Below are 22,047 nucleotides of genomic sequence, written 5' to 3'. Positions count from 1 at the left end.
TTCGCCCGCGAAGTCCACACTGTACCGGAGCGTGCACCCCGCGGACGAGGTGCCGTGCGCACCCGGGAACCCGCCGCCGCCGGGCCCGCGGACTGCTGTAACAGGCCGGTCATATGGCGAAACGTGCGTGCAACGCGGGCCTAGACTCTCCCCTATGAGCGCGGACACAACCCCAGACATCAAGCCAAGAAGCCGCATCGTCACCGACGGCATCCACGCGGCCCCCTCACGCGGGATGCTTCGTGCGGTGGGCATGGGAGACGACGACTTCGCGAAACCGCAGGTCGGCGTCGCGAGTTCCTGGAACGAGATCACCCCCTGCAATCTCTCCCTGAACCGTCTGGCCCAGGGTGCCAAGGAAGGCGTCCACTCCGCCGGCGGGTTCCCCATGCAGTTCGGCACCATCTCCGTCTCCGACGGCATCTCCATGGGACACGAGGGCATGCACTTCTCCCTCGTCTCCCGTGAGGTCATCGCGGACTCGGTCGAGACCGTCATGCAGGCCGAGCGCATCGACGGCTCCGTGCTCCTCGCCGGCTGCGACAAGTCCCTGCCCGGCATGCTCATGGCGGCCGCCCGCCTCGACCTCGCGTCCGTGTTCCTCTACGCGGGCACCATCATGCCGGGCTTCGCCAAGCTCGAGGACGGCACCGAGAAGGAAGTCACCCTGATCGACGCCTTCGAGGCCGTGGGAGCCTGTGCAGCAGGCACGATGAGCCTCAAGGACCTCGACAGCATCGAACGCGCAGTCTGTCCCGGGGAAGGCGCGTGCGGCGGTATGTACACCGCCAACACCATGGCCTGCATCGGCGAGGCCCTCGGGATGTCACTGCCCGGGTCCGCTGCCCCTCCCTCCGTCGATCGCCGACGCGACGCATTCGCTCAGAAGTCCGGCGAGGCTGTCGTCAACCTCCTGCGCCTCGGCATCACGGCGCGCGACATCATGACCAAGAAGGCCTTCGAGAACGCCATCGCCGTCACCATGGCCTTCGGCGGCTCCACGAACGCCGTCCTGCACCTCCTGGCGATCGCCCGCGAGGCCGAGGTCGACCTGAGCCTCGACGACTTCAGCCGGATCGGCGACACGATCCCGCACCTCGGCGACCTCAAGCCGTTCGGTCGCTACGTCATGTTCGACGTCGACAAGGTGGGCGGGGTGCCGGTCATCATGAAGGCACTGCTCGACGCCGGACTGCTGCACGGCGACTGCCTCACCGTTACCGGCAAGACGCTCGCGGAGAATCTCGCGGACATCGATCCGCCGGATCTCGACGGCAAGATCCTCCGGGCCCTCGACAACCCGCTGCACAAGACCGGCGGCATCACCATCCTGCACGGGTCCATGGCCCCTGAGGGCGCCGTGGTGAAGAGCGCCGGGTTCGACGCCGACATCTTCGAGGGAACGGCACGCGTGTTCGAGCGCGAGCAGGGCGCCCTGGACGCGCTCGACGCCGGGCAGATCCACGCAGGGGACGTCGTCGTCATCCGCTACGAAGGCCCGAAGGGCGGCCCCGGGATGCGCGAGATGCTCGCCATCACCGGCGCGATCAAGGGCGCCGGCCTGGGCAAGGACGTGCTGCTGCTGACCGACGGCCGCTTCTCCGGCGGCACCACGGGCCTCTGCATCGGGCACGTGGCGCCGGAGGCCGTGGACGGCGGACCCATCGCCTTCGTGCGAGACGGCGACCGCATCCGCGTGGACATCGCCGCGAAGAGCTTCGACCTCCTCGTCGACGAGGCCGAGCTCGAGGAGCGCAGGATCGGCTGGGAGCCCCTTCCCGCCCGTTACACCAAGGGCGTCCTGGCGAAGTACGCCAAGCTCGTCCACTCGGCCTCCGAAGGGGCCTACTGCGGCTGAGGCCCGCCCGCCGGGAGGTCGCGACCTCCCGGCGGGATCCCGGCCCGGGGGTTAATGTCCACTAACTGGACTGCTTGTCCATCATGTGAGACGCGGAGGGGTCCGGTTGACACCCTTTCACGGGGGCGTGGAAACTACAGGTATGCAGCCCGAACCCGTAGTCGTCATTCTTATGCAGCGCGTGGCCTGAAGCCCGTCTCGTAGACGACTGCAGTCACGCGCAACCCCTCGTAGAGCCCCACCAGGCTGAGGGGTTTTTTTGTTGACACAACCCGTCGACACAGAAGGTGCGCGGAAGCCCGCAGTCACAGCTGCAGCAGTGCAGCGAACGTTCCAAAGGAAGTCTAAGATGTCCAAGGGATCGCCCATCAGCCCAGCGCTGTTGGCAGCAAGGCCAGCACCTCCCGCAGCACCCGCGCGCGAGTCCGCGCCCGTCGCTCCGGCGAGCTCCGTCCGCGGCCCCAACCGGGTCGTGGCCCCTACCGAGATGCTCGGGTCGGCGGCGATCGTCCGCTCCCTCGAGGAACTCGGCGTCGACGACGTCTTCGGCCTTCCCGGTGGGGCCATCCTCCCCACCTACGATCCCCTCCTGGCGTCCACGAAGCTCCGGCACATCCTCGTCCGGCACGAGCAGGGGGCCGGCCACGCAGCGCAGGGCTACGCCATGGTCACCGGCCGTCCCGGCGTGTGCATCGCGACCTCGGGACCGGGTGCCACCAACCTCGTGACCGCCATCGCGGATGCGCACATGGACTCCGTGCCCATGGTCGCCATCACCGGGCAGGTCTCGAGCGCCTTCATCGGCTCGGACGCCTTCCAGGAAGCGGACATCGTCGGCATCACGATGCCGATCACCAAGCACTCGTACCTCGTCACCGACGCCCAGGACATCCCCCGCGTGCTCGCCGAGGCGTTCCACATCGCCACGACCGGACGTCCGGGCCCCGTGCTCGTGGACATCGCCAAGGACGCCCAGCAGTCGTCGATGACCTTCTCCTGGCCGCCCCGCATCGACATCCCCGGCTACCGGCCCGTGCTGCGCGGACACGCCAAGCAGGTCCGCGAGGCCGCACGGCTGATCAGCGGCTCGCAGCGTCCCGTCTTCTACGTGGGCGGCGGCGTGGTCAAGGGGCACGCCTCGCAGGAACTGCGGGAGCTCGCCGAACTCGTCGGCGCCCCCGTGGTCACCACCCTCATGGCCCGCGGCGTCTTCCCCGACTCCCACCAGCAGCACGTCGGCATGCCGGGCATGCACGGCTCGGTCTCCGCCGTCACGGCACTCCAGCAGTCGGACCTGCTGATCACCCTCGGCGCGCGCTTCGACGACCGCGTGACCGGCGTGCTGGCCAGCTTCGCGCCGCACGCGAAGGTGATCCACGCGGACATCGACCCGGCCGAGATCTCCAAGAACCGCGCGGCCGACGTGCCGATCGTCGGCTCGGTGAAGGAGATCATCCCCGAACTCACCGCAGCCGTCCGCGAATCCTTCGCAGCGCAGGAACGCCCCGACATCTCCGCCTGGTGGAAGACCATCGACCACCTGCGCGAGACCTACCCAGTGGGCTTCACCCAGCCCGACGACGGCCTGTCGGCACCGCAGCAGGTCATCAAGCGCATCGGCGAGCTCACCGGACCCGAGGGAGTGTTCGTCTCCGGCGTGGGCCAGCACCAGATGTGGGCCGCGCAGTTCATCCAGTACGAGCGCCCTCACGCCTGGCTCAACTCCGGCGGCCTCGGCACCATGGGCTACTCCGTCCCCGCGGCCATGGGCGCCAAGGTGGGCAACCCGGACCGCGTGGTCTGGGCCATCGACGGCGACGGCTGCTTCCAGATGACCAACCAGGAACTGGCCACCTGCGTCATCAACAACATCCCCATCAAGGTCGCGGTGATCAACAACTCCTCGCTCGGCATGGTGCGGCAGTGGCAGACCCTCTTCTACGAGGGCCGCTACTCCAACACGGACCTCAACACGGGTCATGACACCGTCCGCGTGCCCGACTTCGTGAAGCTCGCCGACGCCTACGGCTGCGTGGGCCTGCGATGCGAGCGCGACGAGGACATCGACGCCACCATCGAGCAGGCGCTGGCCATCAACGACCGCCCCGTCGTCATCGACTTCGTGGTGAGCCGCGACTCGATGGTGTGGCCGATGGTGCCCTCGGGCGTCAGCAACGACCTCATCCAGATCGCCCGCAACATGACCCCGACCTGGGAACAGGAGGACTGACCATGGCACGCCACACCCTGTCCGTGCTCGTCGAGGACGTCCCCGGCGTCCTCACCCGTGTCGCGAGCCTCTTCGCGCGGCGCGCGTTCAACATCAACTCCCTCGCCGTCGGACCGACCGAGGTCGCGGGCATGTCCCGCATCACCGTTGTGGTGGAAGCCGAGGGAGATCTCCTCGAGCAGGTCACCAAGCAGCTGAACAAGCTCATCAACGTCATCAAGATCGTCGAACTGACCACCGAACAGTCGGTGCAGCGCGACCACGTCCTGATCAAGGTCAGGGCCGACGCCGCCACGCGCCTCCAGGTCACCCAGGCCGCGGACCTGTTCCGCGCGGCCGTCGTCGACGTGGCGATCGACTCGCTCATCATCGAGGCGACGGGCACGGCCGAGAAACTCTCGGCGCTGCTGTCCGTGCTCGAGCCGTTCGGCGTCCGCGAGATCGTGCAGTCGGGCACGCTCGCGATCGGCCGCGGCGCCAAGTCGATGAGCGACCGCGCGCTGCGCAGCGCCTGACCCCACCCCACCAGACCTTTCCAGCAGTACCCACCTCAAGGAGATAACACCCGTGACCGAGATGTTCTATGACGACGATGCAGATCTTTCGATCATCCAGGGCCGCACCGTGGCCGTCATCGGCTACGGCAGCCAGGGCCACGCCCACGCGCTGAGCCTGCGGGACTCCGGCGTCGATGTGCGCGTCGGACTGAAGGAAGGCTCGGCGTCGCGCGCCAAGGCCGAGGCCGAGGGCCTCCGGGTGCTCTCCGTGGCCGAGGCGACCGCGGAAGCGGACCTCATCATGGTCCTCACCCCGGACCAGGTGCAGCGGCACGTGTACAAGGACGAGATCGCGCCGAACCTGCAGGCCGGCGACGCCCTGTTCTTCGGGCACGGCTTCAACATCCGCTACGGCTACATCCAGCCGCCGGCCGACGTCGACGTCGCCCTCGTGGCACCCAAGGGCCCCGGGCACATCGTCCGGCGCGAGTTCGAAGCCGGCCGCGGCGTCCCCGACCTCATCGCCGTCGAGCAGGACGCATCGGGCAAGGCCCGCGACCTGGCCCTGTCCTACGCGAAGGCGATCGGCGGCACCCGCGCGGGCGTCATCGAGACCACCTTCACCGAGGAGACCGAGACGGACCTCTTCGGCGAGCAGGCCGTGCTCTGCGGCGGCGCCTCGCAGCTCATCCAGTACGGGTTCGAGACGCTGACCGAGGCCGGCTACAAGCCGGAGGTCGCGTACTTCGAGGTGCTGCACGAGCTCAAGCTCATCGTCGACCTCATGGTGGAGGGCGGCATCGCCAAGCAGCGCTGGAGCGTCTCCGACACCGCCGAGTACGGCGACTACGTCTCCGGCCCGCGCGTCATCACGCCCGAGGTGAAGGAGAACATGAAGGCCGTCCTCGCGGACATCCAGAACGGGGCCTTCGCCAAGCGGTTCATCGACGACCAGGACGCCGGGGCACCCGAGTTCACCGCACTCCGCAAGAAGGGCGAGGACCACCCGATCGAGAGCACGGGCCGCGAGCTCCGCAAGCTCTTCTCCTGGATCAAGACGAGCGACGACTACACCGAGGGCTCCGTCGCGCGCTAGCGCAGGTACCCCCGGCCCGGCAGGACACGTGTTCGATGCTCACCGACGAGCAGGTGTCCTGCCGGACCTGTGTCCGCCTCCGGACACGTCCCGCCCCCTCCCGTCCGCCTGATCCCGCTTACCCCGAAGGAACCCCCGTGACCAAGCCCGTCGTCCTCCTCGCCGAAGAACTCTCGCCCGCCACCGTCGAAGCGCTGGGCCCCGACTTCGAGATCCGCAGCACCGACGGCGCCGACCGCTCCCAGCTCCTCGCCGCGCTGGCCGACGTCGAGGCCGTGCTCGTGCGCTCGGCGACGCAGATGGACGCCGAGGCCATCCGGGCCGCACCGAAGCTGAAGGTCATCGCCCGCGCGGGAGTGGGCCTCGACAACGTGGACATCAAGGCCGCCACGCAGGCCGGTGTAATGGTGGTGAACGCCCCGACGTCGAACATCATCTCCGCCGCCGAACTGACCGTGGGCCACATCCTCAGCCTCGCGCGGAACATCCCGCAGGCCAGCGCCGCGCTCAAGGCGGGGGAGTGGAAGCGCTCGAAGTACTCGGGCACGGAGCTGTACGAGAAGAACATCGGCATCATCGGCCTCGGCCGGATCGGCGCCCTCGTCGCGGCCCGCCTGCAGGGCTTCGGCACGCAGATCCTCGCCTACGACCCCTACGTGACCTCGGCCCGCGCCGCCCAGCTCGGGGTGCGCCTGGTGTCCCTCGAGGAGCTGCTCCGCGAGTCGGACTTCGTCACCATCCACATGCCCAAGACCCCCGAGACCGTCGGGATGCTCGGCGCCGAGGCCTTCGCGCTCATGAAGGACACTGCCTACGTGGTCAACGTGGCCCGGGGCGGGCTGGTCGACGAAGAGGCCCTCCACACCGCGCTGGAGCAGGGGCTGATCGCCGGCGCCGGCGTCGACGTCTTCGTCCGGGAGCCCAGCACCGACCTCGCGTTCTTCGCCCACGACAGCGTCGTGGTGACCCCCCACCTCGGGGCGTCCACGGAGGAGGCCCAGGAGAAGGCGGGCATCTCCGTGGCGAAATCGGTACGGCTCGCCCTGGCCGGGGAGCTCGTGCCCGACGCCGTCAACGTGGCCGGCGGCGTGATCGATCCGGCGGTGCGCCCGGGCATCCCGCTCATGGAGAAGCTCGGCCGGATCTTCACGGCCCTCACGCACGCCTCCCTGACGCAGATCGACATCGAGGTGGCGGGCGAGATCGCGTCCCTCGACGTCAAGGCCCTGGAACTCGCCGCCCTCAAGGGCGTCTTCACCGACGTCGTCTCCGAGCAGGTCTCCTACGTCAACGCGCCCGTCCTCGCCGAGCAGCGCGGCATCACCTCGCGCCTGATCACCACGCCCGAGTCCGAGGAGTACCGCAACGTGCTCCGCCTCCGCGGGGCGCTGTCCGACGGCAGCCAGATCTCGGTGGCCGGGACGCTCACGGGTCCCAAGCAGGTGGAGAAGCTCGTGGGCGTCAACGGCTACGACCTCGAGATCCCCATCAGCGAGCACCTCCTCGTCCTCCTCTACACCGACCGCCCCGGCGTGATCGGCGCCCTCGGCCGCCTCCTCGGCGAGCGGGACATCAACATCGCCGGCATGCAGGTGGCCCGGAACAAGGAGGGCGGCCAGGCGCTGTCCCTCCTCACCGTGGACAGCGCGGTGCCGCAGGACGTCCTGGATGCCATCCGGACCGAGATCGGTGCCACCGTGGCGCGGGAAGTGGACCTGCAGGACTGAGCGACGGCCGGCACGAGAGGACGAGCATGCCCACCCACCATCTCCCGGCGACGCCGGCGACCGCCACGCAGGTCCTGTCGCGGGAAACCCCGCCCGTGCTCAAGATCGAACCCGGCGACCGCGTGGTCGTCGAGTCCCTCGACGCGTCCGGCCACCTCGAGCGGCAGGCCACACCGGGGGCGGTGACGCCCTACCGCTTCCCGGACCGGCGCGGCCACGCCCTCACCGGGCCGATCGACGTCGCCGGGACCGTACCCGGCGACGTCCTCGCGGTGCGCTTCGACGCGCTGGAGCCCGCGGACTGGGGCTTCACGGTGGCCGGTCGGCGGGACGACGCCTTCGCGCGGAGCCTCGGCCTCGACGGGACGGAGCCCGCGTGGCTGCTCTGGGACCTCGACCGGGCGGCCGGGACCGGCACCGACCAGTACGGGCACGTCGTCCGGCTGGCGCCCTTCCTCGGCGTGGTGGGGCTGCCGCCGGCGGAGCCGGGCGAGCACTCGACCACCCCGCCGCGCGCGGAGGGCGGCGGGAACATCGACTGCCGCGAACTCACGGCAGGCTCCACGCTCTTCCTCCCGGTGACGGTGCCCGGAGCCCTCCTGCACCTCGGCGACGGGCACGCCGCCCAGGGCGACGGCGAGGTGGGCGGCACCGCCATCGAGTGCGGCATGACGACGACGGTCACCGTCGACGTCCTCCGCGACGCCCCCGTCCCCGGCATCCATGCGGTGACGCCGACCGCGCGCATCACCTTCGGCTTCGACGCGGACCTCAACCGGGCGACGGCGGAGGCGCTCGGCGCCATGCTCACCTGGCTGCAGCGGCTGCACGGGCTGGAACGGAAAGCCGCGCTGGCCCTGGCCAGTGCCGTCGTCGACCTCCGGGTCACGCAGATCGCGAACCGGACGTGGGGGGTCCACGCGGTGTTGGGGCTCGACGCCGTCGGAACCGCCTGAGGCCCCGGCCGCACTGCACGCTTGGGCAAATGCGGTCCGCGCGGGGTAATTTCATAGGGTGACTCCCGCAGCCGACGAGAAGCCCTCGTTCTACATCACCACGGCCATCTCCTACCCCAACGGCTTGCCGCACATCGGCCACGCCTACGAGACGATCGCCGTGGACGCCATGGCACGCTTCAAGCGACTCGACGGCTACGACGTCATGTACCTCACGGGCACCGACGAGCACGGGCTGAAGATGCAGCAGGCCGCGGACCGCGAGGGCATCCCGGTCCGCGAGCTCGCCACGCGCAACGCGCTGGCGTTCCGGGACATGAACGACGTCGTCGGCACCTCCTACGACCGCTTCATCCGCACCACGGACGAGGACCACTACGCCGCCGCCGCCGAGATCTGGAAGCGGATGGAGGCCAACGGCGACATCTACCTCGACAAGTACGCCGGCTGGTACTCGGTCCGCGACGAATCGTTCTGGGGCGAGGACGAGACCGAGGTCCGCGAGGACGGCGTGCGGTACGCGAAGGAGACCGACACCGAGGTCACCTGGACCGAGGAGGAGAGCTACTTCTTCCGGCTCTCGGCCTACCAGCAGAAGCTGCTGGACCTCTACGAGGCGCAGCCCGAGTTCGGCGCGCCCCAGTCCCGCTTCAACGAGGTCATCTCGTTCGTGCGCCGCGGGCTCGAGGACCTGTCCATCAGCCGCACCACGTTCGACTGGGGCGTGCCCGTGCCCGGCAACCCGGACCACGTCATGTACGTCTGGGTGGACGCGCTCACCAACTACCTGACCGGCATCGGCTTCCCCGATACCGCCTCGGAGCGCTTCCGGAAGTTCTGGCCCGCCGACGTCCACGTGATCGGCAAGGACATCTCCCGCTTCCACGCCATCTACTGGCCGGCCTTCCTCCTGTCCGCCGGGCTCGAGGTACCGAAGCGCGTCATGATCCACGGGTTCCTGCACAACAAGGGCGTCAAGATGTCGAAGTCGCTCGGCAACACCGTGGCGCCCGCCGACTGGGTGGACCAGTACGGCCTGGACCAGGTGCGTTTCTTCCTCCTCCGCGAGGTGCCGTTCGGCGCGGACGGCTCCTACAGCCACGAGGCCGTGGTGGGGCGCATGAACTCCGACCTCGCCAACAACTTCGGGAACCTCGCGCAGCGGTCGCTGTCCATGGTCGCGAAGAACTGCGGCGGCGCCGTGCCGCAGCCGGGGGAGTTCACCCCGGCCGACACCGAGATCCTCGACCGGGCCCACGCCCTGCTCGGGGTCAGCCGTGCCGCGTACGGGAAGCAGGAGTTCTCCCGCGCCCTCGAGGCCGTCTGGGCCGTCCTCGGCGAGACGAACGCGTACTTCGCCGACCAGCAGCCGTGGGTCCTGCGGAAGACCGACCCGGAGCGCATGGGCACCGTGCTGTACGTGACGCTGGAGGTGCTCCGCGTGGTCGCCATCCTCGCCCAGCCGGTCATGCCGACCAGCGCGGGGCGGATCCTCACGGCCCTCGGCCAGGGGGAGGAGGGCGAGGACGCCCGGCGACTCTTCAGCGCACTGGGTGAGCGCATCACACCGGGTACGGCCCTCCCCGCGCCGACGCCGGTGTTCCCGAAGTATGAGGAGCCCGTCACGGCGTGACCGCCGCGCCCCGGGGGCTACCGGAGCAGGAAGCGGGCCTGGGCCGTCTCCGTCATGACGCGGGACACGGTGTCCTGCTGCTGCTGCGACGCTGCCAGCAGGCGCTCGAGTGCGGCGCGGTCGAAGCCGGGGCGCCCGGGACCGGCCGTCGCACCCGCCGGCAGGGCGAGGAGCGTGGCCCACAGCGCCTCCTTGCCCCGGAGCAGGGACTGCAGGGCCTCGAGTTCCAGCTGCGCCCCGGCGGTCGCCTTGCGGCGCAGGGGGTTCAGGGGATCGAACTCGGCGACCACGGAGGCCACGTGCGCGAAGCCCATCTTGATGCGGCTGGGACGGTGTCCCAGGGTCCTGATGAGCTTCTTCAGGTACGCACGCTCCTCGCTGATCTCCTTCCGCAGCCGCGTGAACTCTGCCTCGTGCGGTGTGTTCGCCCAGGAGATCCGCGCCGCGTTGAACAGCCGGACGCCGTTCGTGGCGCCCGCGAGGTGGAGGTCCAAGTAGGGCAGGAGTGTCTCGAGGTTCAGCCGGGTCCCCGGGATGCCGTTCGTGGCGCTCGTCATGGGCGTTCCTTCCATCGATTGATCAGCACCTCACCCTACGGCAGCGTGTTCCAGCAGCGGAAGCGTGATGGCGACGGCGGTCCCGACGTCCAGGGTGGACTCGACCGTGATACTCCCGCGGTGCGCCTCGACCGTCTTCTTGGCGGCGGAGAGCCCCACACCCGCGCCGGGCAGCGCCCGGTCCGCGGTGGCGGCCCGGTGGAACGAGTCGAAGAGGCGCGGCACGTCCTCCTCCGGGATCCCGATGCCGGTGTCCCGCACGACGACGACCACGCGCCCGTGGTCCGGCTCGTGGGCCAGCCCGATCGAGACGCTGCCCTCCTCCCGCGTGAACTTGATGGCGTTGGACAGCACGATCGCGAGGGCCGCCGAGAGCTGCCCGCGGTCCCCGGACACCGTCACCGGATGATCCGGGAGCGTGCACTCGATCACGATACGGCCGGCGGCGGCCTCCGACACGGCACGGCCGGCGAGCTCCGCGAGGAGGTGCACGAGGTCCACGGGCCCGTGCCCGGGCGCCTCCGACTCCCGGGAGGAGAGCGCGGAGATGTTCTCGATCAGCCCGCTCAGCTTGGCGGTGTTGCGCTCCACGGCCTGCAGCATGGTGCTCGCCTCCGGCGGCAGTTCACCGCCCACGCCGTCGAGGATCATCTCGAGGTACCCGGCGATCGAGGCGAGCGGGGTGCGCAGTTCGTGGTTCACGGTCCCGACGAAGTCGCTCTTCGCCTGGTTGAGCGCCTGCAGCTTCCGGACCGCCTGCTGCTGGCGCGAGATGAGCTGGGCCTGGATGAGTCCGTGGGCGAGGTTCCCGAGGACGTGCTGGGTCAGGGCGCCTTCCACACCGGAGAAGGCCTGCGGCTGCTCCTCGCTCATGATCCACAGGAGGCCGAACGGGGTGTCCCCCTCGCCCAGTGCGGCGACCACGCCGTGAAGGGTGCGGCGGCCGGCGTCGCCCTCCCGCAGCCAGCCCGGGACCGGGACCTCGCCGGCGTGCGGCACGGCTCCGGGGCCGGCGCTGAAGGTGCCGGTGGCGCTGTCCTCCCACAGGGCCAGCGCCAGGGGGAGCGCACCCTCCTGGTGCTCGCGCCGGGGTGCGGCCAGGGGCGTCCGCGCGCCCTCCGCGGGATCGGTCCAGCTGCTGCCGTGGGCGGCGACGCGCTCGTCGTCGAAGACCTGCAGCGCCACATGGTGTGCGCCGAGCGCGCGGCCCACGCCGGGGAGGAAGGCCTCGACCATGACGGCCGGGTCGTTCGTCGCGCGGATGCGGGCGGAGATGGCCCGCATGTCCTCCCGCAGCCGGACGGCGGACGCCCGCTGCGCCCGGTGCCGCCGACGTCGCGCGATCACCGCGTGGGTGCGGTGCAGCAGCTCGGCGGGTTGCACGGGAGGGAAGACGACGTCGGAGGCGTACCGTCCCACGGCTTCCGGGATCTCCCCGCTCCAGCCCTCGGGGAGGAGGAGGATCACGGGCAGGGTCGCGAGCGCGGGGTACCGGGTGAGGACGTCCGGCAGCGAGTCCACGTGGTCGAGGGCCGTGGGCAGGTCCACCAGCAGGAGGTCCGGGGCGGCGTCGAGGACCGCGTCGAGGACGGACGCCCCGGGGCCGACGGTCCTCGCCCGGTACCCGCCCTCGGTGAGCACCCGGTCCACGGCCGCGTCGTCCTGCGCGGACGCGGAGACGACGACGGCGAGCGCCCCGCCGTCGTTCCCTGCTGCTTCGTCCTGCTCCACGGCGTCCTCTCCGAGATCGACTGCGATGCTCCCAATATAGGTGGCACGACAGTCGTCGGGGAGGACGCCGCGACGGGCGTCAGTCGCTTGCGAGACCGGCGACCGGCGAGAGCCGGGCGGCCCGACGCGCCGGGAGCACGGAGGCCAGCAGGCCCGCCCCGACCGCCACGGCGAGGACCGCCGCGATCTGCCCCACCGGCACCGCGGGGCTGACCGGGGCCATCCCGCCCAGGGCGGACTGGGCGCCGAGCCAGCCGTAGAGCGTGCCCAGGCAGGTGCCGAGCAGCGCCGCGACCCCGGCCATGAGCACGGCCTCGACGGCGAGCATCCCGCGCAGCTGGCCGCGGGTGAGGCCGAGCGCCCGCAGCAGCGAGTTCTCCCGGCGTCTCTCCAGCACGGACAGGGAGAGCGTGTTGGCGACGCCGATCAGCGCGATGAGCACGGCCACGGCCAGCAGGGCCGTGACGATCAGGAGCAGGACGTCGATGACCTGGTTGTACGCCACCCGCTCGAGCGCCGCTCCGCTCACCTGGTACTCGGACACGCCCGTGGCGTCCACGATCCGCGCCTGGACGTCCGTCACCGCTGCCACGTCCGCGGCGTCGTCGAGCTTCAGCCAGAACACCGTCCCGAGGTGGTCCGCGAGGCTCGCCCCCGCCGGTACCGGCTCCGCCGGCTGTTCACCGGTGGGCGCGAGATAGGCGGACAGGGCGCCGTCCGGGGTGCCGCCGAGCCGCTCCGCCGTGGCGGTTGTGATCAGCGGCTGGAAGTAGACGGCGTCGACGGCCGTGACGGGGAGCGTCGCTGCACCGTCGCCGCCCTCGAGCGTCACGTCCGTCCGCGTCCACGTCTGGGGGGCCAGGACCACGCCGTCGGTGAGCACGGTGCCCTCCGAGCGCAGGACGCCGGCCAGCTCCGCGGGATCCACGGCGTAGACCACCTCCGCGCCGTCCTGTGCGCTGGTGAGCATCACCGGCGTGAGCTCGACGGCGGTACGCACGCCGTCCACCTCCAGCAGCGTGGGACCGTCGAGGCGAGGTTGCGCGCCGCCCCCTGCGTCCGGCGACGCCGATGCGGTGCCCGCGCCCGAGACCGCCAGATCCACGGCATAGTTCTGGTCCAGTTCCCGCTCGAAGGACGTCCGGGAGGTCTGGGCACCGACCATCATCATCGTGACGAGCGTGACGCCGACCATCAGGGCCGCCGAGGACGCCGTCGTGCGCGCCGGGTTGCGGACGGCGTTGAGCGACGCCAGGACGCCGGGCACGCCCAGCGGGCGGGCGATCCTGCCGACGGCGGCGACACTGCGTGGCACGAACAGGGGGGCGAGGAGCATGACGCCGAGGAACGAGGCGGCGCCACCGGCGACCGCCGGGACGAGGGCGACGGACAGCGCGCCGAGCAGCAGCAGCCCCCCACCGGCGACGACGGCCACGAGCCCCGTGACCAGCCGGAGGCGACCGCTGCCGCTCCCGGCGACCGGCGGCTCCGCGGGACGGAGCGCGGCGAGGGGAGCCACCCGGGTGGCGGCGCGTGCCGGGAGGAGCGCGGCGAGGAGCGTCATCAGCAGACCCACGGCGATACCGCCGGCGACGGCGGACACCGGCACGGCGAGGACCGCGAAGGAGCCGTAGTCGGTCTGCCGGGCCAGGGCCACGAGGGCGGCCATGAGTCCCGTGGCCAGCAGCACGCCGAGCACCGAGGACACGAGCCCCACGATCGCGGCCTCGACGAGCACCGCGGTGCGGACCTGGCGCCGTTCCGCGCCGATGCAGCGCAGGAGGGCGAGTTCGCGCGTGCGCTGGGCCACCAGGACCGAGAAGGTGTTCGAGATGACGAGCCCGGCGACGAGGATCGCCACGGCGGCGAAGGCCAGCAGTACCCCGGTGAGCACGTCGCTGTCGTTGGAGAAGGAGGCGATGTCCGCGACGGTCTGCTCCGCCGCCGTCCGGACCACCAGGGGGGCCCGTCCGTCCTCGGGGACCGCGTCGACGGCGGAGGAGGTCGCGGTGAGCACCTCCGCAGGATCGGCTCCGGGTGCCAGGGCGAGCTGCAGGTTGCGGGCCACGGTCTCGCCGTCGTTCAGTTCCCGCACCACGGTGGGGGAGGCGAGGACCTGTACCGTACCGGAGAGCGAGGGGTCCGCGCTCGGTTCGGTGAGGCCGGTGACGGTCAGGGCGTTGCCCGGCGAGGTGGCGGGAGCGGCGGCATCGAGTGCCACCGTGTCGCCGGGGACGACGTCGAGGCGGGCCGCGGAGGCCTCGTCCAGTGCCACGTGGCCGGCCTCCGACGGATAGGACCCGGCGGTCATGACCGCCGTCTCGAGCCGCGGCGTCGCCGTCGTGGTCAGGACGGCGAGCGCGTCCTGGGAGCCGGTGGTGAGCTGGGCGTAGGCGCGTTCGAGGCCGTGGACCGCGTCCACGCCGGGGACGGAGGCGAGGTCGGCGGACACGCCGGCCGGGACGGAACCGCCGTCCTGCGCGGTCACCACGAGGTCCGCCCTGGCGTAGGACGCCCCGATGCTCTCCCCGAGGCTGGCCTTCGTGGTCGCGCCCACCATCAGGGTCGCGGAGAGGAAGGCCACACCGAGCATCACGGCGAGGCCGACGGCGAGGAAGCGCCGGGCATGGACACGGACCTGGGCGAGGGCTACCTGCAGCACGTCAGGCCCCCAGCGTCGCGAGCGCGCCGAGGATCGCGTCGGGCGCTGACTGCTCGAGTTCGCCCACCAGCGCGCCGTCCTTCATGAGGACCACGCGGTCGGCGTAGGACGCCGCGACGGGATCGTGCGTGACCATGATGATGCTCTGGCCCATCTCGCGGCAGCTCCGCCGGAGCAGCGACAGCACCTCGGCGCCCGTCGCGGAGTCCAGGTTGCCGGTGGGCTCGTCACCGAAGATGACATCCGGCCGGGTCAGCAGGGCGCGGGCCACGGCGACCCGCTGCTGCTGGCCGCCGGAGAGTTCGTGCGGACGGTGGGAGAGGCGGTCGCCGAGGCCCAGCGACGACGAGATCTGCTGCAGCCAGGCCGTGTCCACGGTGCCGCCGGCCAGTGCGACCGGCAGCGTGATGTTCTGCTCGGCGGTGAGGGTGGGGACGAGGTTGAAGGCCTGGAAGACGAACCCGACGCGTTCGCGCCGGAGCCGGGTCAGGGCGGCGTCGGGAAGCCCGGTGATCTCGGTGCCCCCGACCCAGAGCCGGCCGGTGTCGATGCTGTCCAGGCCGGCCAGGCAGTGCATCAGGGTGGACTTGCCGGACCCGGACGGGCCCATGATGGCGGTGAAGCGTTCCCGCTCGAAGTCGAGGGAGACGTCCCGGAGGGCGTGGACCGCGGTCTCACCCCGGCCGTAGCTCTTGGACACGGCGCGTGCGGCGACGGCGGCGGAGGACGCGGCCGGGGAGTCCGGGATCGCCCCGGGAAGATTCGTGGAGATTGTCATGCTTCCACGCTAGGGACGCCCGCCGTCGGGCGGATCGGCGCCAGGTCCGGGATTGCAGGGGCGGGGCCTCCTCCCGTGGGATGAGGGGACTGCCCGCGGTCTCCACCCCCGGTCCACGCCGTGCCGGTACGGCCGGGCGGGCCTGACCGTCACGGCCGGACGATGCCCGTCTCGTACGCCATGACGACGGCCTGCACGCGGTCCCGCGCCCCGAGCTTCGCGAGGATGTGCCCCACGTGCGTCTTCACCGTCGCTTCCGAGAGGAAGAGCTTCGCGGCGATCTCCGGATTCGACAGGCCCTGCGCGATCAGCCCGAACACCTCGCGCTCGCGGACGGTGAGTCGTGCCACGGCCTCCGCGTGGGCATGCTGCTCGGGGGAGGGACGCCGCAGCAGCGGTGCCACGTGGTCGAGCAGGCGGCGGGTCGTCGAGGGCGCGATCACGGCGTCCCCGCGGTGCACCGTCCGGATCGCCTCGAGCAGTTCCTCCGGCGGCGCGTCCTTCAGCAGGAACCCGCTGGCGCCGGCGTGGATCGCCGCGAGGGCGTACTCGTCGAGGTCGAAGGTCGTCAGCACCACGATGCGCGGGCCGGCCGCGGCGCCCTCTGCGCTCCCGCCGGCCGGTGGGGTGCGGTCGGCGAGGATCCTCCGGGTGGCCTCGATGCCGTCCATGCCGGGCATGCGCACGTCCATCATGACGACGTCGGCGCGCGTGCTTGCGAGCGCCCTCACCGCGGCCTCGCCGTTCGCGGCCTCGCTCACCACCCGCAGGTCGGGCTGGGAGTTGATGAGCATGGCGAAGCCGCTGCGCACGAGGTGCTGGTCGTCGACGATCGCGACGCGGATCGGCGGGGTGGCGCCGTCGGCGGTCCCCGCCGCGTGGTGGCTGCCGGCCGGGGTCTCGGTGATGCGGTCCATGCTGCGTGTCGTCTCCTGTGATTGCCGTGCTTGGGGGGGGTGGACGGGTGCCGGGTCTCCGGCCGGTGCGCCTCAGGCCTGCGTGTAGGGGATGAAGGCTTCCACCCGGTAGCCGCCGCCCGAGCGCGGCGCCGCGGCCACGGAGCCGTCATAGAGCCGCACGCGCTCCGTCATGCCCCGGATCCCCTGGCGCGCACCCGCGGTGGCGGGATCGGCCGCGGCACCCCGGCCGTCGTCGTCGACCGTGATGCCGAGCCCCCGGGGTCCGTGGTCGAGCACCACCTCCGCGGTGGTGGCCGCCCCGGCGTGCCGGAGCACGTTGGTGAGCGATTCCTGGATGACGCGGTAGGCGGTCAGCTCCGCACCGGGTGGGAGGTCCCCGCGCGGCGACCCCGTGCGGCGGCACGCGACGTGGACCCCCGACCGGCGCACCGACTGGACGAGGGAATCGACGTCGTCGAGCGTCGGGAGCGGGCGGGTGGACGCGGTCTCGTCCCCGCGGAGCACCCCGAGCAGCCGCCGCATCTCGCGCAGGGAGCCCCGCCCTGTCTCCGCGATGGTCCCGAGCGTGCGGACGGCGAGCTCCGGAGTCTGGGCGCTGGCGTACCGGGCGCCGTCGGCCTGCGTGATGATCACGGACAGGGAATGGGCCACGATGTCGTGCATCTCGCGGGCGATGTGGCTGCGCTCGTCCGCCGCCGCCAGGTCCCGCTCCTGCTGCCGTTCCACCTCGAGGCGGCGCGTCCTGTCCTCGAGGGCCTGGTAGGCCAGGCGGCGCGAGCGGGAGAGGTCGCCCAGCGTCCAGGCGAGCAGCACGAGCGATTCCACGAGGAACAGGAGGATCAGGAACAGCGGCACGGTGGTGAGGACCGGCTGGCCCGGCCCGAGCCCGATCATGGCCCCGTAGCGCACCAGGCCGATCGCCGTGCCGGCGACGGCCAGTCCCAGCCCGCCGAGGCCGGCCCAGCGGGGGCCGTGCGCGGCGAGGGTGTAGAGCGTGATGAGGATGACGAACTGGGCCGCCACCGGTTCGGTCCCGGTGACCAGCTGGAGGACGGAGACGCTGGCGACGAGCCCGGCCGAGAGGACGACGCGCGAACGGCGCCACACCAGCGGGACGGTGAGCGCCATCGACACGCCGACGATCAGGGTGTACCCCGTAACGCCGTCGGCGGCGAACGGCAGGACGAACAGGAGGAGGATCGCCAGCACGAGGCAGACATCGATGGTTCGCGGATGTGTGCGGATCCAGTGCGCCAGCCGCAGGTGGAGGTCCATGGGGTCCCACTCTAGGCGGGGCGGGCGTCCCCGCACATCAGACCCAGGGTGGAGCCGTCTCACCCTGTGGACGGATTGTCTGCCGCCCGAAGCGCTTTCCTACGCTGGGATCATGACTGATGCACCCCGCAGTATCGACCTCGCCGTCATCCCCGGAGACGGGATCGGGCCCGAAGTGACCGCCGAGGCGGTCAAGGTGCTGCTCGCGGCGGTCGGCGACGACGTCGAGCTGGACCTCACCGAGTATCCGCTCGGTGCCGAGCACTGGCTCGCCACGGGGGAGACCCTGCCGGAGGCCACGCTCGACAGGCTCCGGAGCCATGACGCCATCCTCTTCGGCGCGGTGGGCGCTGCGCCCGGGGACACCCGCATCCCGTCCGGGCTGATCGAGCGCGAGCTCCTGCTCAAGCTCCGCTTCTCGCTGGACCACTTCGTGAACCTGCGGCCCTCCCGCCTGTACCAGGGCGTCCCCAGCCCCCTGGCGCGGCCCGGGGTGATCGATTTCGTCGTCGTCCGTGAGGGGACCGAGGGCCCCTACACCGGCAACGGCGGGACACTGCGCGGCGGCACGCCGCACGAGGTGGCCACGGAGGTGTCCCTCAACACCGCGTACGGCGTCGAGCGGGTGGTGCGGGATGCGTTCCGGCGCGCAGCCGCGCGCCGGAAGAAGCTGACGCTCGTCCACAAGCACAACGTGCTGGTGTACGCAGGGCACCTGTGGAAGCGCACCGTGGAGGCCGTCGCCGCCGACTTCCCGGACGTGACCCATGACTACCTGCACGTGGATGCGGCGATGATCTTCCTCGTGACCGATCCGTCGCGCTTCGACGTGATCGTCACCGACAACCTCTTCGGGGACATCGTGACCGATCTCGCGGCGGCCGTGACCGGCGGCATCGGGCTCGCGGCGTCGGCGAACCTGAACATGGACCGCACCGCGCCGTCCATGTTCGAGCCCGTGCACGGCTCGGCGCCGGACATCGCGGGCCGGCAGCTGGCCGATCCGACCGCCGCGATCCTCTCCGCGGCGCTCCTCCTGCAGCACCTCGGCCTCGCCGACCGGGCGGCGAGGATCGAACGGGCCGTCGAGGAGGACATCGCTGCGCGCTCCGGTGCGCGGAGCACGGCCGCCGTCGGCGATGCTATTGCCGCGGCCGTGTCCTAAGGTGGTTACACATCATTAACCCAGTGCCGGAGCACTGACCACCGACGGACGACGGCGGCCGAGCCGCGCGTGCAGTCCGTTCCAGCGCGGAGGAACCATGACAGCCACCGATACCCATTTCGCCCAGCACCTGTCGACGCAGCGGGCGTCGGCCGAGGAGCGGGAGGCGGTGCTGGCGAACCCCGGCTTCGGCAACTTCTTCACGGACCACACCGCGATCGTCGACTTCAGTGTCGACGCATCGGGTGTCGGCGGCTGGCATGATGCGCGCGTGGAGCCCTACGGGCCGATCGCCCTGGATCCCGCGGCCGCCGTCCTGCACTACGGCCAGGAGATCTTCGAGGGCATGAAGGCCTACCGGCACGCCGACGGCTCCGTGTGGACCTTCCGCGCCGACGCCAACGCGGCGCGCCTGAACCGCTCGGCGACCCGCCTCGCGCTGCCCCAGCTGCCGGAGGAACTCTTCCTCGAGTCCCTGCGCCGGCTCGTCGCGGCGGACCAGGACTGGATCCCGTCCGGCGACGGCGAGAGCCTCTACCTCCGGCCCTTCATGATCGCCACCGAGGCGTTCCTCGGCGTCCGGCCCGCCCGCGAGGTGTCCTACCGCGTGATCGCCTCGCCCGCCGGGAACTACTTCGGCGGTGAGGTGAAGCCGGTGGACATCTGGGTGTCCCGCAACTACGCGCGGGCAGGCCGAGGGGGCACCGGAGCGGCGAAGGCCGGCGGCAACTACGCCTCCTCGCTCGCGGCCCAGCTCGAGGCGGAGGCGCACGGCTGCAAGCAGGTGCTCTTCCTCGACCAGTTCAACGACAACGCCGTCGAGGAACTCGGTGGCATGAACGTGTTCTTCGTGTTCCGCGACGGGTCGATCGTCACCCCGGCCCTCTCCGGCACCATCCTCGAGGGCGTTACGCGGTCCTCCATCATCCAGCTCGGCCGGGACCGGGGACTGGAGGTCACCGAGCGCAAGATCACGCTCGACGAATGGCGCGACGGCGTCGCGAGCGGCGAGATCACCGAGGTGTTCGCCTGCGGCACGGCCGCGGTCATCACGCCCATCGGTCGACTGCGCGACGGTGACGAGTTCATCGGCGCCGAGGGGGCGCCGGCCGGCGAGGTGACCATGTCCATCCGCAGCCAGCTGCTCGGCATCCAGACCGGTGTCGTCGAGGACACGCACGGCTGGCTCACGCGCCTGGTCTGATCTCCGGGAGGATACGACGGCGCCCGACCCGCCCCGCGAGGGGTACGGACGGGCGCCGTCGTCGTTCCGGGATCACCCGTCCCGGTGGGCCGGGGACCGCGGGGGAGTCAGAACGACGACGCCGTCTCCGCGTCGTCGATGCCCTCGCTGACCTGCAGGTGCCGCGTGGTGGCGAGCAGGGCCGACGCCTCGTCCGCGGGCATCGGGCGGCTGAAGTAGTAGCCCTGGCCGCTGGCGCAGCCCATGGACCTCAGCTGGTCGGCCTGCTCCCGGGTCTCGATGCCCTCGAAGACGGCTTCGAGGCCGGCGGCCCGGATGAGCTGCAGGATGGCCGCGACGAAGTCGAGCTGACCGGGCCTCGTGTTGAGCTCGACGAGGAGCGACCGGTCCACCTTGACCATGCTGACCGGCAGTTCCCGCAGGTAGCTGATGGAGGAGTAGCCCGTCCCGAAGTCGTCGATCTCGATCCCGACGCCGAGCTGCTGCAGGCTCAGCAGCGAGTACATCTCGACCTCCCCGCGGGTCACGATCGCCGTCTCGGTGATCTCCACCACGAGGCTGTGCGCGGGCACTTCCAGCTCCCGGAGCAGTCCCCTGATGTGGTCGACGAGGTCGAGCTGCTTGAGTTCGACGGCGGAGAGGTTGACCCGCAGCTGGAAGTCGTCGTCGAGCGGGAGATCCCTCCGCCAGGTCGCGAGCTGGCGCAGAGACGAGGACATCACCCAGCGGTCCAGGTCGTGGATGACGCCGATCTCCTCGGCGAGCGGGATGAACGTGTCCGGCGGGATCAGCCCACGGAGGGGATGCTGCCACCGCACCAGGACCTCGACGCCGAGGATCCGGTTGGTGGCGAGCTCGACGACCGGCTGGTAGTGCAGGACGAGCTGGTTGGAGCTGATCGCGTCGCGGAGTTCGGTGGCCATCTGGCTGCGGAGCTGGCGTGAGTACAGCATCACGGGTTCGAAGACCTTGATGATGCTGCGGCCCTCCCGCTTGGCCGCGTACATGGCGGTGTCCGCGTCCAGGAGCAGTTCGTCCGCCGTCTGGCCGGCGGTGCCGAGGCGCACTCCGATGCTCGCACGCGAGTGCACGTACAGGGAGTCGAGGCGGATCTGCTGGGCAAGGGCGTCGAGTGCCCGGCGGGCAACCTGCATGGCGATCTCCATGGTGGCGCCCGGGAGCAGGATGGCGAACTCGTCTCCGCCGAGCCGTGCCACGAGGTCGCTCTCGCGGACCACGCCGAGGAGGCGGTGGGCGACCTCCCGGAGGACGCGGTCGCCCGCGTCGTGTCCGAAGCGGTCGTTGACGTTCTTGAAGCTGTCGAGGTCGAGGAGCAGGAGGGCCGGTGGCTCGGCATTGTGGGCGGCCGCCTGGGCGAGCGCCTCCTCGATGCCGTCCATGAGGGCCACGCGATTGGCGAGGCCGGTCAGGGCATCGGACATGGCCATCTTCATCATGTCGAGGTGTGCCTGGCGCAGCATGGCCGTGCGGCTCTCGACGCGCTTCTCGAACTGCTCGTAGACCTGCTCCAGCTCCTCGGCCAGCAGGTTCACGCCGGTGATCACGGCGTCCACCTCGTCCCGGGCGGTCGAGGGCTCGATGCGGCTGCTCAGTTCTCCGCGCGACAGCCGGACGATGCTCTCGACGAGCATCGCGAGGCGGGGGTCCTTATGGTCAGCGCTCATCGATCCCAGAGTACATTCCGCGGAGCGGCTAATCCGGTGAGGTGCCTGTTCTGACGGCGCGTTGGGAGCGCTC

At 71.0% G+C, this 22,047-nt stretch carries 16 protein-coding genes; 9 read left to right on the top strand and 7 right to left on the bottom strand.

Annotation, left to right across the window (positions count from 1 at the left end; all coding sequences use genetic code 11):
• Positions 1-154 precede the first annotated feature (154 nt).
• The 7 genes from ilvD to metG all read left to right on the top strand — a co-directional run bounded on the left by ilvD (position 155) and on the right by metG (position 9,997).
• Positions 155-1,858, top strand: a complete 1,704-nt coding sequence (gene ilvD, locus MWM45_RS10625) for a dihydroxy-acid dehydratase (RefSeq protein ID WP_104165532.1) — start codon at positions 155-157, stop codon at positions 1,856-1,858.
• Positions 1,859-2,207: 349 nt separating this feature from the next.
• Positions 2,208-4,088, top strand: a complete 1,881-nt coding sequence (locus tag MWM45_RS10620) for an acetolactate synthase large subunit (protein ID WP_247826415.1) — start codon at positions 2,208-2,210, stop codon at positions 4,086-4,088.
• Between the two features lie 2 nt (positions 4,089-4,090).
• Positions 4,091-4,603, top strand: a complete 513-nt coding sequence (gene ilvN, locus MWM45_RS10615) for an acetolactate synthase small subunit (protein ID WP_043445954.1) — start codon at positions 4,091-4,093, stop codon at positions 4,601-4,603.
• Positions 4,604-4,655: 52 nt separating this feature from the next.
• Positions 4,656-5,681 (top strand): ketol-acid reductoisomerase, encoded by a 1,026-nt coding sequence (gene ilvC, locus MWM45_RS10610; RefSeq protein WP_043445951.1) that lies wholly within the window; start codon positions 4,656-4,658, stop codon positions 5,679-5,681.
• A 137-nt stretch (positions 5,682-5,818) separates the two neighbouring features.
• Positions 5,819-7,408 carry a phosphoglycerate dehydrogenase gene (serA, locus tag MWM45_RS10605; RefSeq protein WP_247826414.1) on the top strand — a complete coding sequence of 530 codons (1,590 nt, stop codon included), beginning with the start codon at positions 5,819-5,821 and terminating at the stop codon, positions 7,406-7,408.
• Positions 7,409-7,434: 26 nt separating this feature from the next.
• Positions 7,435-8,364 (top strand): acetamidase/formamidase family protein, encoded by a 930-nt coding sequence (locus tag MWM45_RS10600; RefSeq protein ID WP_247826413.1) that lies wholly within the window; start codon positions 7,435-7,437, stop codon positions 8,362-8,364.
• Between the two features lie 58 nt (positions 8,365-8,422).
• Positions 8,423-9,997, top strand: coding sequence for a methionine--tRNA ligase (metG, locus tag MWM45_RS10595; RefSeq protein WP_247826412.1), 1,575 nt, complete (start codon positions 8,423-8,425; stop codon positions 9,995-9,997).
• 17 nt (positions 9,998-10,014) lie between these two features.
• Here metG and MWM45_RS10590 read toward each other — a convergent pair whose 3' ends face one another.
• From MWM45_RS10590 to MWM45_RS10565, 6 genes are all read right to left on the bottom strand, one after another.
• A complete protein-coding gene (locus MWM45_RS10590; RefSeq protein ID WP_247826411.1) occupies positions 10,015-10,554 on the bottom strand; it encodes a hypothetical protein in 540 nt (179 codons plus the stop codon).
• Positions 10,555-10,584: 30 nt separating this feature from the next.
• A complete protein-coding gene (locus MWM45_RS10585) occupies positions 10,585-12,285 on the bottom strand; it encodes a sensor histidine kinase (protein ID WP_247826410.1) in 1,701 nt (566 codons plus the stop codon).
• 79 nt (positions 12,286-12,364) lie between these two features.
• Positions 12,365-14,947 (bottom strand): FtsX-like permease family protein, encoded by a 2,583-nt coding sequence (locus tag MWM45_RS10580; RefSeq protein WP_247826409.1) that lies wholly within the window; start codon positions 14,945-14,947, stop codon positions 12,365-12,367.
• A gap of 1 nt (position 14,948) precedes the next feature.
• Positions 14,949-15,725 (bottom strand): ABC transporter ATP-binding protein, encoded by a 777-nt coding sequence (locus MWM45_RS10575; protein WP_247826408.1) that lies wholly within the window; start codon positions 15,723-15,725, stop codon positions 14,949-14,951.
• A gap of 149 nt (positions 15,726-15,874) precedes the next feature.
• Positions 15,875-16,642, bottom strand: coding sequence for a response regulator (locus tag MWM45_RS10570; protein WP_269076545.1), 768 nt, complete (start codon positions 16,640-16,642; stop codon positions 15,875-15,877).
• Between the two features lie 72 nt (positions 16,643-16,714).
• Complete coding sequence (locus tag MWM45_RS10565) at positions 16,715-17,920, bottom strand: sensor histidine kinase (RefSeq protein ID WP_247826407.1); 1,206 nt, start codon at positions 17,918-17,920, stop codon at positions 16,715-16,717.
• 112 nt (positions 17,921-18,032) lie between these two features.
• On the opposite strand from MWM45_RS10565, the gene MWM45_RS10560 reads away from it, so the two are divergent.
• A complete protein-coding gene (locus tag MWM45_RS10560) occupies positions 18,033-19,085 on the top strand; it encodes a 3-isopropylmalate dehydrogenase (RefSeq protein ID WP_247826406.1) in 1,053 nt (350 codons plus the stop codon).
• 97 nt (positions 19,086-19,182) lie between these two features.
• On the top strand, positions 19,183-20,289 hold the full coding sequence (locus tag MWM45_RS10555) for a branched-chain amino acid aminotransferase (RefSeq protein ID WP_247826405.1): 1,107 nt from the start codon (positions 19,183-19,185) through the stop codon (positions 20,287-20,289).
• 107 nt (positions 20,290-20,396) lie between these two features.
• Here MWM45_RS10555 and MWM45_RS10550 read toward each other — a convergent pair whose 3' ends face one another.
• Positions 20,397-21,974 carry a putative bifunctional diguanylate cyclase/phosphodiesterase gene (locus tag MWM45_RS10550; RefSeq protein ID WP_247826404.1) on the bottom strand — a complete coding sequence of 526 codons (1,578 nt, stop codon included), beginning with the start codon at positions 21,972-21,974 and terminating at the stop codon, positions 20,397-20,399.
• Between the last annotated feature and the right edge of the window lie 73 nt (positions 21,975-22,047).

Source organism: Arthrobacter antioxidans (assembly GCF_023100725.1).
GTDB lineage: Bacteria > Actinomycetota > Actinomycetes > Actinomycetales > Micrococcaceae > Arthrobacter_D > Arthrobacter_D antioxidans.
The sequence above is the reverse complement of the archived record's forward strand: the minus strand, read 5'-3'. Positions and strand labels throughout refer to the sequence as shown.